Origin of the sequence: Novosphingobium aquimarinum (genome assembly GCF_009746585.1) — a bacterium.
GTDB classification, from domain to species: Bacteria; Pseudomonadota; Alphaproteobacteria; order Sphingomonadales; family Sphingomonadaceae; genus Novosphingobium; species Novosphingobium aquimarinum.
In genome coordinates this window covers 1-12233 of sequence record NZ_WRPO01000038.1, presented here as the reverse complement: position 1 = coordinate 12233, position 12233 = coordinate 1, and the positions used below count along the sequence as shown (strand labels likewise).

11 protein-coding genes are annotated in these 12233 nt (G+C 59.4%); 7 read left to right on the top strand and 4 right to left on the bottom strand.

Annotation, left to right across the window (positions count from 1 at the left end; genetic code table 11):
- Positions 1–103: 103 nt before the first annotated feature.
- The 4 genes from GQO94_RS20255 to GQO94_RS20240 all read right to left on the bottom strand — a co-directional run bounded on the left by GQO94_RS20255 (position 104) and on the right by GQO94_RS20240 (position 2487).
- Positions 104–250: a hypothetical protein gene (locus GQO94_RS20255; protein ID WP_156843196.1), complete on the bottom strand. Its 147-nt coding sequence runs from the start codon at positions 248–250 to the stop codon at positions 104–106.
- Between the two features lie 121 nt (positions 251–371).
- Positions 372–1604, bottom strand: coding sequence for a type II toxin-antitoxin system HipA family toxin (locus GQO94_RS20250; RefSeq protein WP_156843195.1), 1233 nt, complete (start codon positions 1602–1604; stop codon positions 372–374).
- Complete coding sequence (locus tag GQO94_RS20245) at positions 1604–1981, bottom strand: helix-turn-helix domain-containing protein (RefSeq protein WP_156843194.1); 378 nt, start codon at positions 1979–1981, stop codon at positions 1604–1606. The genes GQO94_RS20250 and GQO94_RS20245 overlap by 1 nt, the downstream gene beginning before the upstream one ends.
- A gap of 137 nt (positions 1982–2118) precedes the next feature.
- A complete protein-coding gene (locus GQO94_RS20240; RefSeq protein ID WP_156843193.1) occupies positions 2119–2487 on the bottom strand; it encodes a hypothetical protein in 369 nt (122 codons plus the stop codon).
- Positions 2488–2561: 74 nt separating this feature from the next.
- Between GQO94_RS20240 and GQO94_RS20235 the strand changes: the two genes are divergently transcribed.
- The 7 genes from GQO94_RS20235 (at position 2562) to GQO94_RS20205 (ending at position 11965) form a co-directional block, all read left to right on the top strand.
- On the top strand, positions 2562–4130 hold the full coding sequence (locus GQO94_RS20235; RefSeq protein WP_156843192.1) for a recombinase family protein: 1569 nt from the start codon (positions 2562–2564) through the stop codon (positions 4128–4130).
- Positions 4127–5011: a plasmid partitioning protein RepB C-terminal domain-containing protein gene (locus tag GQO94_RS20230; RefSeq protein ID WP_156843191.1), complete on the top strand. Its 885-nt coding sequence runs from the start codon at positions 4127–4129 to the stop codon at positions 5009–5011. Before GQO94_RS20235 ends, GQO94_RS20230 begins: the two co-directional genes overlap by 4 nt.
- Positions 5008–5901, top strand: coding sequence for a plasmid partitioning protein RepB C-terminal domain-containing protein (locus GQO94_RS20225; RefSeq protein WP_156843190.1), 894 nt, complete (start codon positions 5008–5010; stop codon positions 5899–5901). Before GQO94_RS20230 ends, GQO94_RS20225 begins: the two co-directional genes overlap by 4 nt.
- 288 nt (positions 5902–6189) lie before the next feature.
- The gene (locus tag GQO94_RS20220) at positions 6190–6738 is read left to right on the top strand and encodes a sigma-70 family RNA polymerase sigma factor (protein WP_232333058.1); all 549 of its coding nucleotides are present in this window, start codon (positions 6190–6192) and stop codon (positions 6736–6738) included.
- A 44-nt stretch (positions 6739–6782) separates the two neighbouring features.
- On the top strand, positions 6783–7829 hold the full coding sequence (locus tag GQO94_RS20215) for a FecR family protein (protein ID WP_232333057.1): 1047 nt from the start codon (positions 6783–6785) through the stop codon (positions 7827–7829).
- A gap of 229 nt (positions 7830–8058) precedes the next feature.
- Positions 8059–11073 (top strand): TonB-dependent receptor, encoded by a 3015-nt coding sequence (locus GQO94_RS20210; RefSeq protein WP_156843189.1) that lies wholly within the window; start codon positions 8059–8061, stop codon positions 11071–11073.
- Between the two features lie 115 nt (positions 11074–11188).
- Positions 11189–11965 carry a Slam-dependent surface lipoprotein gene (locus tag GQO94_RS20205; protein ID WP_156843188.1) on the top strand — a complete coding sequence of 259 codons (777 nt, stop codon included), beginning with the start codon at positions 11189–11191 and terminating at the stop codon, positions 11963–11965.
- Positions 11966–12233: the final 268 nt, after the last annotated feature.

Genomic DNA, 12233 nt, shown 5'->3' with positions numbered 1-12233 from the left:
TGACAATCCGGGTGTTGGCGACCCCCGCTCGGGCTACGCCCTCACGGCGCTCGCCAACACCCGGATCAAGTGGCCTGGTTTTACTCCGCCTAATGGACGACTTTTACTCCGCCGTTGACACTTCGGGATTTCGGTCCTGCCAGATCAGATGATATTGTCCATTCGAGGACGCGGCATGGGGGCCAAAGAAGTCGAGCGCCGGAATACGCACGAGGCCATGACTGAAGGGTTCGATTTCGAGACGGCGCATCCCTTCTGGTCTTCGCGTCTTGTCGTTGTCGGCGTCGTCTCTTAGCAATCGTTGTAGGAACCTCTTCATGGAGCTTGCCTTCCTGACGGGCGTTCACCGAATTCACGCCGCCGGTCCTGCATCAAAGTGTCAGCGCCGCATCGGATTGATCATGTACAAAGGCTGGTTCATAATCCTTAGCCAGAGCGCCGGATACGCCCACCTCGCGCAGTGCGTCGCGCCAGCCGTCGGCAATCTTGTACGCCATTTCCCGGATCGTCTGGCGCGTATCCTCTTCTGCTATCTCGAAGAACGGGGCGGCTTCGAGCGCAAGGTCGATCGATCGGTCATGCGCTCCACCTTCCATGATCGCCGTTTCCAGATGCGGATTGCGGTCGGGAGCCGGATTAACGTCGAAGACCGGCGATAGCCGCCATTGTCCGTTCCCCACATAGACGAAACCGTGGTTCTTGAGATGGTCATCCTTGTTCGAGACCAGGATCGTGAAAATGAGACGCCGATAGAGTTCCTCGAAATCCGCTTGTGGATTTGCTGAATGGCCACGCATGAAATCGATGATCTCAGTGTACGAGCCGTAATCGGTTCCGGTCTTGCCGAGCGCTGTTCGCGCCGAGATATAAGGAATACGCGCGCTTCCGCGCCGATCAAAACGTTCGATCAGCGCCACTGGAAAGGGCGAATCTTCGAGCTCCAGCCTGACATTTGGTGTGCGGATGCCGCAGTCATGCGCGAGCCGGAGCGTGGCAACTTCGACACGCTCGATCGGCCGCTGGTCGTGAACCGAAGTGAACTTGGCCATCCAGAGAGCGTCCCCGTCACGAACATTGGCCTTGGGCCGGGCACCGCCTGATCCGCCTGCACCGGCCAGCGCCTGCATCTCTTCCGCCGAGATTTCCTTGCCCTGTTCATAGGCCCGGGCGATCGCCGTGATGCTTTCGAGTTCGACCAAACGCGGCACGGCATCGGGCGCGTTGCCCCTGATGATTTCTCCATCGGCATCGAGAAAGCGCAAGGCGCCCTGCCGGCACATGTCGTCGCTTAGCGTGAGATATTCGAACTCGGAGAGGCCATTGCCATAAGCGCGTTCGAGGAGGCGACGCCCCCAGTCATCCGGCGCGGCATCCGAGAACACACCCGGCAGCGCGTCGCGCATGTGGCCCGGTCTGCCGGACGTGTGAAACGGACCTCCTTCGAGCGGCAGTGCTGGCTCGATCGCGAAGGCTTGCGGATTGCCGCTCCATTCCTGATCGTAGGTAAAGGTCGAAAACTGACGCGGCCCAGTTTGCGTGAAGCGCAATTGTCCGACCGGCGTCAGGCTCTCGCCAAGCGCGACCTGTGCGGAAAAATCGGCCATCAGAATGCCACGCCGTTCTGATCGGTGTCGTTACTCTCGTTCTCGAGAGACTGGTTTTTCCGCGAGCCGGCACGCCGGGTGCCAGCTGACGACTTGCCCCGGCGGGGCAACCGTTGGGCATCGAGCGCCATTCCAAGTTCGTCTTTGCGGACTTCGACCAGATCGGCCAGCCGGTCGGTAAGACCAAACACCACCAGAATGTCACTGAGCGTGCCTATGCCGACGCCAGGATCTCCTTTCTCCAGGCGGGCTATGGTACTTGGCGAAGTGCCCGCGCGCACGGCCAGATCAGCCACAGAGATGCCTCTGCGCAAGCGCGCGCTGCGCAGATCTCTGCCAAGCCGCTTAAGGGCGTTACCTGATTTGGGCGAGCTCATAACAATCATCCATATATGACGATAAATAACTCTCAATCGTTCATATATGATGAATTATGGATCCAATCAAGCAGGGCGACCTTCAACTCATCGCGTCCGAACAACATGCACGAATTTCAAACACGTTCTGGGCTGGCCTAGCCTTGAGCGTTGTCGATCGCAGCAAGCACATCGACAAGTTGCGCGCGCAGTCCGGACAACCCTACCGCCAAGACGAGATCGCGCCTGTCGGCGAGTTCGAGCACTGTCCTCAGGATCTGGTCGGAATGGCGCATCAGCACGACGAGATTATCCGAACTCGGGCTATTCTTGCCTTCAAACCAGTTCCGAACTGCCCGCTCGTTTGAATTTGTCAGTCTTGCGACAGTTTTGACCGATGACGCCAAGGCTCCAAACTCCGCCTTCAATGCGAGCGCGAGTGCTGCACTCAATGACGAAGGTGACAATTCAGGAAAACTGTTTCCGGATTTCGACCGAAGTTTTCGGTCCTTCTCGGTGAACGACATACGCCCGAACTCCAAATAATACATTCCAGAGTCAGAGGGTGTCATTTCTCGGTGACATGAAGAGCACTGGACCGATGCGGGCGAGCGAAGAACGAACTGAAGCAACGCATGAAGGACCGCTGATCCGGGCGGCGCAATATGTGCGCATGTCGACGGAGCACCAGAAATATTCCACCGAGAACCAAGCGGAAATCATCGCGCAATATGCAGCGCGGCGCGGCTTCGAGATCGTCAGGACCTACGAAGACTCGGGCAAGAGCGGTCTGAAGCTCGAAGGCCGTCTTGCGCTGCAGAAACTTATAGACGATGTGCGCACCGGCAATGCCGATTTCGAGGCCGTACTCGTCTATGACGTAAGTCGGTGGGGCCGATTTCAGGATGCCGACGAAAGCGCCTATTACGAGTTCATCTGCCGCGAGGGCGGAATCACCGTACACTATTGCGCAGAGCAATTTGAGAATGACGGAAGCCTGAGCGCAACGATCATCAAGAGTATGAAGCGCGCGATGGCTGGCGAATACAGCCGCGAACTCTCTGCCAAGGTCTTTACCGGACAGTGCCGCCTCATCCGGCTCGGCTACCGGCAAGGCGGACCGGCCGGCTATGGCCTGCGCCGGGTGCTGGTTGACGAGCATGGCGTTGTGAAAACCGAACTGGCGCGCGGCGAGCACAAGAGCCTGCAGACCGACAGAGTCATCCTGCAGCCGGGACCGCCCGAGGAAATCGAGATTGTCCGACGCCTCTACCGCATGTTTGTGGTTCAGCAGCGCAGCGAAAATGAAATTGCCGAAACCCTCAATGCAGAGGGTCTGAAGACCGATCTCGACCGAAACTGGACTCGCGGGACGGTCCATCAGATCCTGACCAACGAGAAGTATATCGGCAACAACGTCTACAACCGCATTTCCTACAAGCTTAAGGCGAAGCGTGTCGCCAATCCGCCCGATATGTGGGTTCGGCAGGACGGTGCTTTCGAGCCGATTGTCGAGCGCGATTTCTTCGATGCGGCCCAGCGCATCATCCAGGCCCGCTCGCGGCGTTTCACTGATCAGGAATTGCTCGAACGGCTGTCCAGCCTGCTGGCGGACAAGGGCTGGCTTTCGGGCATGGTCATCGACGAGCTTGAGGACATGCCGTCGAGTTCGACCTTCCGGCATCGCTTCGGAAGTCTGAACCGCGCCTATGAGCTTGTCGGCTACACGCCTTCGCGCGACTACAGCTATATCGAGATCAACCGGGCTCTGCGAGTCATGCATCCTGATATCGTCAACTCCGTTATCGGCGATATCGAAGCACAAGGCGGCACGGTGGAGCGCGATCCCCTGTCCGATCTGCTACGCATCAATGACGAGTTCACAGCAGCGCTTGTGATCGCCCGCTGCCACGTTTCTCCGGCAGGCGGATTGCGCTGGAAGGTTCGGTTCGACAGCGGCCTGCGCCCCGACCTCACCATCGCGGTCCGGATGGAAGACGATAACCGGACAATCCGGGACTATTATCTCTTCCCTTGGCTCAACCTCAGCCAGACGCCAAAACTCCGGCTGGCACCGGACAACGGCATTCTGCTCGACGCCTTTCGCTATGACAGCCTCGATGCCTTCATCGAACTGACCCGCCGATCCTCTCTAGGGAGGGCGGCATGAGCGCCGAAACCCCCGAAATCAGGCAAGTGCCGATCGATCTCATCACCGTGCTCAACCCCCGTGCGCGCAACAAGCGCGTCTTCCAGGAACTGGTGGACTCGATAGCAACACTGGGCCTCAAGAAGCCAATCACCGTCAGTCAGCGTCCGGGCAAGAACCGCTACGACCTCGTCTGCGGTCAGGGGCGACTCGAAGCGTTCATCGCTCTGGGCGCTTCCGAAATCCCTGCAATCATCGTCGAAGCAAGCGAGGAAGATTGCTTCGTCATGAGCCTGGTCGAGAACCTTGCCCGTCGCCAACACAGTCCGCTCGAACTCGTCCATGGCATTGGTGCCCTGGCCGAACGTGGCTACTCCCACACAGAAATTGCCGAAAAGGTCGGCTTCTCGGTCGATTATATCGCTGCCATCTGTGTGCTCCTCCAGCGGGGCGAGGAGAAGCTCATCAACGCCGTAGAACGTGGCACCATTCCGCACTCAATTGCGATGGAAATCGCAAGGGCAAAGGAAAGCGAGGTTCAGAACGCGCTTGCCGAGGCCTACGAGCAAAACAAGCTGCCAGGGAACCAGGTCCTTGCGATTCGCCAGATCATCGAGCAACGCAAGGCGAGCGGAAAACAGGTCCATCGTGGTTCGGGCAAGGATGTACGCACTAGACGAGTCAGCTCCGAAAGCCTGATTCGATCATACCAGCGCGAAACCGAACGCCAGAAGCTACTGATTAAACGCGCGTCGCTGGCCCGCAGCAGACTGCTCTTCGTCACCAACGCGATGCGCCGCTTACTTGCCGACGACCACTTTCTCACGCTGATGCGCGCCGAAGGACTGACCACACTGCCCGAACCTCTGGCCGACCGCATCGGCGAGATACCAACACCATGAACGGACACGTCAAAGTCGCGTTCGAGCAGAGGGTCTTTACCGTCCCGCTTGATCAGCTGTTGCCGACCAAACGCCTACCCAAAGGACTTGAGGCGAGCGTTAAATATCGTCGCATCGCCGCTTCTGTCGGCGAAATCGGAGTGATCGAACCGCTCTCGGTCGCGCGTCAGAAGGGCGGAAGCTATCTGATACTCGATGGCCATGTAAGGCTCATGGCGCTGCGAGCGCACGATGCCACCGAGGCCCCGTGCATCCTTGCCCATGACGACGAGGCCTTCACCTACAACAAGCGCGTCAATCGGCTGGCGGTGATCCAGGAGCACTACATGATCGTCCGCGCTCTGGAGCGTGGCGTTTCGGAGGAAAAACTCGCTCGTGCTCTCGATGTCGACACCAAAGTCATCAGGCAGCGTCGGCACCTACTCAATGGAATCAGCCGGGACGTGGCCGAACTGCTCAAGGACAAGCCGGTCGGGCATGTGGCGTTTCAGAAGCTGCGCAAGATGAAGGCGATCCGTCAGCTCGAAGTCGCCGAACTCATGATCTCGGCGAACAACTTCACATCATCTTACGCCAGAGCGCTTCTCGCGACCACGAAATCGGACGACCTTCACAAGCCGGAACGGCACGCAATGGCGACTGGCCTGTCTCCCGAGCAGATGGAACGACTCGAACGCGAAATGGCGGAACTCAACACCGACTACAAGGAACTGGAAACGTCATATGGCGACGACATGCTTGTTCTGGTTGTCGCTTCAGGATTTCTGGAGCGCATGCTGTCCAAACCCGAGATCGAACGTTTCCTAGATAGTCGGCACCCGGAGTTTCTCGAGAACTTTCGATCAATCGTCCAGGCGGCCTCGCTCGACCATGCATCCGGGGTGAACTGAGTACATTTGGTTCAATGGGGACCGGGACCCGAAAGCGCCGGGACCGTCGGAGAAGCCGCCGCGTGGGGCGGATCAAGGGCGGCGGCGGGAATGGCGGCGAACCCGCAGGAAGCCCGCTAGGCCAGTCGCCATATGACTGGCTGCATGCCGCTTGCGGCGTGTTTTGGAGGCTTGGGGCGTGCCCGTTCAGGGGGGCACGCCCCAATTTCCTTACAGCCTCCAAAACGGCATGATCGCCCTAAAGTGAATTTTTGCGATTGGTTCGCAATAATTGAAGTGCTACGCATCTTGCTGGTTGTCATTGATAAACAAGGGGAGCCGGTGCGGGTGTCCAAAATGGATTCCCTCCAGGTCTTCGTCGCCGCTCAGGCGGAGCTTCTCCGTTACGCGGCAAGACTTACGGGGGATTCGACCGAGGCCGAGGATGTGGTGCAGGAAGCCTGGCTGCGCTTCCGTGCAGCGGCCACAGCGCGCGTGTTTGACGAACCCAAAGGCTATCTTTTCCGCATCGTCCATAACCTTGTTTTGGATCGGCACAGGCGCCGGGCGCGCGAAAATCAGGTCATCGCACCGGATGCGACCGTCGCCGCCGCATTGGTAGCGAGCGATGAACCCTCTCAGCAGAAGCATTTGGAAGCGAAGGACGAACTGACGCTGCTTCACAAGGCCATGGCGCAACTGCCCGTTCGGACCCGGCGAGCTTTCGAAATGCACCGTTTCGAGGAGATGAAACTGGTGGAGATCGCCGCTGAACTCGGCATCTCAAAAAGCCTGGCACAGGAACTGGTGATGGATGGCGTCGAACATTGCAAGAAGGCTCTGCGGCGCCGTGATTGACCTTCTGCTGAATTTTCCGGAATGCTTGGCGTCCCGTTCGTTCAATGCATGAAGCCATTCAGAACATTCGTCAGTGGGGCAGTGCAGAACGGCATGCGGAAGCGGGGATGAAAACGGGGCCTGACAAGAATCATAGCCGGAGCGGCGATCTCAGCCGCCAAGCCTCCGCGTGGCTGGTGCAACTTGAGGATGCCCCGGAAGACGATATACTACGCGCGGAATTCATGGATTGGCTCGCGACCAGTCCGGCTCACCTCGCCGCTTGGGAGGAAACTGCCAGGGTCTCCGACCTGATAGTGCTTGCGGGGCCGTCACCTCAGATCACATCCTCCCTAGCGTCGGGATCGGCCAGATGCACCTGGTTCCGGAACATCCGTCCCGCTAGTGCGCTCGCCTCGCTTGCCACGGCCGCCTGCCTTGCTTGGATTGCAGTGCCCTATGTTGCGCTTCATTTTCAATCTGATGCGATCACCGGGGCCGGGGAACTCCGGCAGGTGACGCTTGACGATGGGAGCAGGGTGCAACTGGCGCCCACCACGGCAATTGCCTTCTCGAACGATGCCGCAGGTCGCAGGTTGAAACTGCTTCGCGGCGAAGCCTGGTTTGACGTCACGCACGACGAAGCACATCCATTCAAGGTCATCGCCGGAGACAACACCGTCACCGTTCTCGGCACGGCCTTCTCGGTGCGCAAAACGGACAGCGGTACGGATGTTGCCGTTCAGCGCGGTAGTGTCGCCGTGACTGCGTCGGACGGGATGCGATCGGATCGCGTGGAACTGGTGGCGGGCCAGTCAGTGTCGACGGATGGAACCGTGGTTACACGGGGCACTGTCCGTCCCGACCGCGTGGCGAGTTGGCGCGATGGGATCACTATTGTCAATGATCTGCCAGTTGGCGATGTGATAGATCGTATTCGTCCCTGGTACAAAGGCTATATCATCGCCGGAGGCCCGGGACTGAGTGACCGGCACGTGAGCGGGATCTATGATCTGCGCGATCCCGATCTTGCGCTGAAGGCCCTGGCGCGAGCGCATAAAGTCACGGTTTCCCATGTCTCGCCGTGGCTGCGGATCGTGACTGTCCGCTAGGCGCGGCATCACTTTTTTCTCTGTTCTTCAGATTTTTCCGGAATTCATCGGCGCTCCAACGTTGAGTTTATGCAACTGACTCGCATTAGCGAATATAGTCAGTCATCGAACTTTGACGGAAGGAATTGGTCAGGTGAATTCGGGGGGTATTTTCCGGGAGTTTGGGAGGCGTCAGCTCTGGGTGCGGGCGCTGCTCGCTTCGGTCGCCGTTGGTGGCTTGAGTACCTCAATGGCTGCACGAGCGCAGGTAACCGTTGCTGAAGAAGTGCGCTCGTTCGATATCGCGCCGCAATCGGTCGCGGACGCACTGGCGGATTTTGGCCGGCAATCTGGTCTCCAAGTCAGCATGGACGCCGATCAGGTCCGGGGGCTTTCCTCTCGAGGCGTCAAAGGCACGATGAGTGCTTCGCAGGCACTCGACCGCCTGCTTGCCTCCACCGGCCTTGTTGCGCGGATCGACGGCAACATCGTGTCTTTGCAATCCGCATCAATCGCGTCATCAGCCCCGTCAGAGTCCGACACGATCGCGCTGGGTTCCCTGCGCGTGGAGGGTAGTGCCGTGCCGGCCGGCGAAACCGGCGCGGAGCGTGACCAACGACAAAAGGACGCCGTATACGATCAGGACCTGTCCTCCACTTACATGGGAAAAGAGGAAGTCGAGCGCTACAAGGGCGTGACACCGTCCGACGTCCTGAAGGGCATGGTCAATGTCTTCAGCGGCGACGCGCGCAACAGCGGTGCGATCGATCCTAGCATTCGCGGCACGCAGGGGCCGGGGCGCGTGCCGGTCATCATCGACGGGACCGAACAGGCACTGACTGTCTGGCGCGGCTATAATGGCGCGAGCAACCGCAGCTATATCGATCCCAGCCTGATCGCTGGCGTTCAGGTACTAAAAGGGCCGGTCTCGACGCGCGATATCAACGGATCGACCGGCGGCGCGGTCGTCATCAACACGCTCGATGCCGATGACATATTACAACCGGGCCAAGCATTCGGTTTCGAACTGAAGCTGGAGGGGGGCAATAATTCCACCTCGCCGCGCCTGCCGACGTTGTTGACGGGGCAGGATTATCGCGACGTGGAGGGCTTTCCCGGCTCTCCCGGAACAGCGGGCTATCCGACCTCGCCCTATAATGACCCTTCGCTACGCGTAAATCTGCGCACGGCGGACGACAATGATTTCCTCTCTATGGGCGACAAGGCAGCGCGCTTGGCGGTCGCGGGCCGTGTCGGCGACATAGACTTGTTTGGTGCCTATGCCTGGCGCAAGCGCGGCAACTATTTCTCGGGGAAGAATGGCGCGGGCTATTATTCGCAGGACGACCTTGAGCAATCCGCCGCGACCTACATGCAGCGCATGGCGCTCAGCTATGAGCCGGGCAACGAGGTGCCCAATACCTCGTCTGAAACCAAATCCTGGTTGTTCAAGGGCACCTGGCATATCGCCGATGACCAGTATCTCCAGTTCGGTTTCCGCGACAGCAAGTCCGACTATGGCGAGATCATGCCTTCGCGCATCCTTTCCGCCGAGGATTTCGGAGCAATCCAGTGGCCGCTGAGCCGCGTCCATGCCCAAGCCTATAATGCGGAATATAAATGGCAGCCGGAAAGCCGGTGGATCGACCTGAAGGCGAATCTTTGGGCGACCCGCACGGCCAGCCACACCTACAGCGCCGGCGGTTTTCCGAACTACGCCACCTATGACGATCCCATCCTACGCAACACGGCCATTGCCAATTCGCAGAACAACCGAATCGGATTTTCTGCCAGCAACCAGATGAAACTGTCTTCGCAGATCGACTTGCTGCTGGAGGGCAATTGGCAACATGAAAAATTGCGGTCGATGGATGAATGGAACGGCGTTTTCGATGGCTGGCGCCAATATCCCCGTGCGGGGCGGCGTGAGGAATATCGGATCAACCTGAAAGGCGAATGGCGGCCGGCGAGCTTCCTCAAGATCAACGCGGGGCTCACCTATTCCGGCTATTGGGCCGTGGACGACTTCCTGCGCGAACAGATCGCTGCGGGCAATGCCGACCAGTTCACGGCCTATGTTCCCACCAGCTATACGATCACCTACCAGACGGAAGAAACCAGTGTAGACGCCTATACGGCCTATCGGAAAGCGGTCTGGGAAGGTTTCGGCTTTCCATCTGAACTCGCGGACATGCTCGCGGCGAGCGAAGCCCAGGCCTATGCCGCCGATCCCTATCCTTTCACGGTCGATCACCCATCGCCCTGGGAAGCGGATGCCAATGGCAACTACCGCCGCGCCGATAATCTCTGCGCCAACGGCTTCGTCGACAGTCTCGCGAACTACAATGGCTTTTGTCAGGCGCTCCCCAATCAGGAGGCCTTCACTCCCGCAGAATCCAAGCGCAAGTCTGGCCATGGCTGGGCGCCGATGGCGTCGGCCACCGTCTATCTGAGCGGCAGCAGCCGCGCCTATCTGCGATATGCCGAGGCCTATCGCTTCCCCAGCATGTTCGAGAGCACGCTCGGCTTTTCGGCGTCCTTCAACCCGCTCGAAGATTTGAAGCCGGAACATCTCTACTCCTGGGAAGCGGCTTACATTCAGGATCTTCGAGACCTGTTCGGCTTGCACGGTGCCGATCAGGCCGCCGACATCAAGCTGACCTGGTATCGCAACACCACCCGCAACGTGATCGAACGCACGACCCGGCTGATGTTCAACAACATCGACAAGCAGGTCATCGCGGGCTTCGAACTTCAGGCCCGTTATGACAATGGCACGTTCTTCACCGAGATCGGTGCGGGCCACATGACCACCAACAAGGTCTGCGACGAGAGCGTCGCCGTCCAGATGGACAGCGGATCGGGTCGAGTACCGGATTGCGTCAAATATGGCTTTTTCGGCGGCTATCTGCTCACCCAGGCAACTCCGGAAGACACTGTCAATTGGACCGTCGGCGGGCGTTTCCTTCAACGGCGGCTCGAAGTCGGCGGGCGGCTGACGTGGTACAGTGCCTATGACAATCCGTTGCTGGCCGAACTGGTTGGTGGCGACGACCCGATCGACGGCTATGCGCTCAACGTTCCTTATGCCTGGGGCGAGACGCTGACCCTCGACGCTTATGTGCAGTTCCGTCTGAACGAGCGGTTCTCCGCCGAACTTGTCGGCTCCAACCTCACCGACAAATATTATGCCGATCCGCTGACGCGCGCGCTCAATCCCGCTCCGGGTCGCACGGTCCGCCTCAGCCTCACCGGCCGGTTCTGATCATGGAAATTCAGGGCCGCCGCCACATCCCAATCCCTCACGAAGACATGGATGCGGTGGCGAACCCTGGGTGCAAGCGCCTGCTCGCAGGCAACTCGAACGTAGGAGAACTAGCATGAAACTCTCGAATCTCAACCGGATTGCCATTGCGCTGGCCGCATCGGCATCCTTCGCCGGGACTGCCCAGGCCGGCATCTATGGGGCCTCCAGCGATACCGGTGAAGTCGTCGTCGGAACCAGTACCGTAAACGGCGGGCCACATGTATCCGGACGACCAGGCATCGCGGTCCCGGCCACGGGGCTCAGCAACCTCGTCGACTTCCAGGGCCTGCAATCCTCGGTCGGGACCGATGGCAATGGAGTCAGCACCATCAATGCCGGGACCAGCGTCCCTACCGATCACAGCAATCTTGGCGTCTTTCATTTTGCCAAGGTCGGCAGCGCCAACCTCTACTTCGGCGAATGGTCGCAGACGTCGAGTGTCGGGGACGGTACGCACACCGTTTATTATGCGGGTGATGATGGCGGCACGACCACCGTTCCGACCAGCGGTTCGGCGACCTATTCCGTCAAGGGCGTCAGCGATTATGCCAACAAGGGCCTGCTGACCGGCACCTTCACAGCCAACTTCGGGTCGGGCACGTCGGGGACGCTGACCGGCAGCATCGCCAATTCCGGTTCGGGCTATGCTGTCAACATCGGCACAGCGACGATCGCTGGCACCAACTTCGCGGGCACTGGCGCAACGGCGACGCAGTCGGGCGGCACGGTGGCGTCGAGTGGCATCGTTTCGGGCCGCTTCTTCGGCGCAGACGCAGCCGCGTTGGCCGGCATCGTGAACTTCTCTTCCGGGCGCCAATACAACACCGCGTTCGGTGGCACGAAGAACTGAACCTTCGCAGCCGCCCCGGCAATGGGACAGGGGTGCCGCACGGCGCCTCTGTTTCCCGGCCATTCCCCTTTTCTTCCATCAGGGCTCCCGCATTTCGTGACGACGTATCGTGCCCAATTTCTGTACCGGCTTGCCTGGAGCCTTGTGTCAACGGCGGAGCAAAAGTCGGCCATTCGGCGGCGTAAAACCAGGCCATCGTGTTACATGCCGGGGGGAGTGGCGTGAGGGCGTAGCCCGAGGGCCACTCCCCCCGGCATTGGTGTAATTT

Excerpts from the sequence above, each read along its gene's own strand:
- GQO94_RS20255 (WP_156843196.1), bottom strand. The coding sequence starts at position 250 with ATGCGCCGTCTCGAAATCGAACCCTTCAGTCATGGCCTCGTGCGTATT.
- GQO94_RS20250 (WP_156843195.1), bottom strand. The coding sequence starts at position 1,604 with ATGGCCGATTTTTCCGCACAGGTCGCGCTTGGCGAGAGCCTGACGCCG.
- GQO94_RS20245 (WP_156843194.1), bottom strand. The coding sequence starts at position 1,981 with ATGAGCTCGCCCAAATCAGGTAACGCCCTTAAGCGGCTTGGCAGAGAT.
- GQO94_RS20240 (WP_156843193.1), bottom strand. The coding sequence starts at position 2,487 with ATGTCGTTCACCGAGAAGGACCGAAAACTTCGGTCGAAATCCGGAAAC.
- GQO94_RS20235 (WP_156843192.1), top strand. The coding sequence starts at position 2,562 with ATGCGGGCGAGCGAAGAACGAACTGAAGCAACGCATGAAGGACCGCTG.
- GQO94_RS20230 (WP_156843191.1), top strand. The coding sequence starts at position 4,127 with ATGAGCGCCGAAACCCCCGAAATCAGGCAAGTGCCGATCGATCTCATC.
- GQO94_RS20225 (WP_156843190.1), top strand. The coding sequence starts at position 5,008 with ATGAACGGACACGTCAAAGTCGCGTTCGAGCAGAGGGTCTTTACCGTC.
- GQO94_RS20215 (WP_232333057.1), top strand. The coding sequence starts at position 6,783 with ATGCATGAAGCCATTCAGAACATTCGTCAGTGGGGCAGTGCAGAACGG.
- GQO94_RS20210 (WP_156843189.1), top strand. The coding sequence starts at position 8,059 with ATGGCTGCACGAGCGCAGGTAACCGTTGCTGAAGAAGTGCGCTCGTTC.
- GQO94_RS20205 (WP_156843188.1), top strand. The coding sequence starts at position 11,189 with ATGAAACTCTCGAATCTCAACCGGATTGCCATTGCGCTGGCCGCATCG.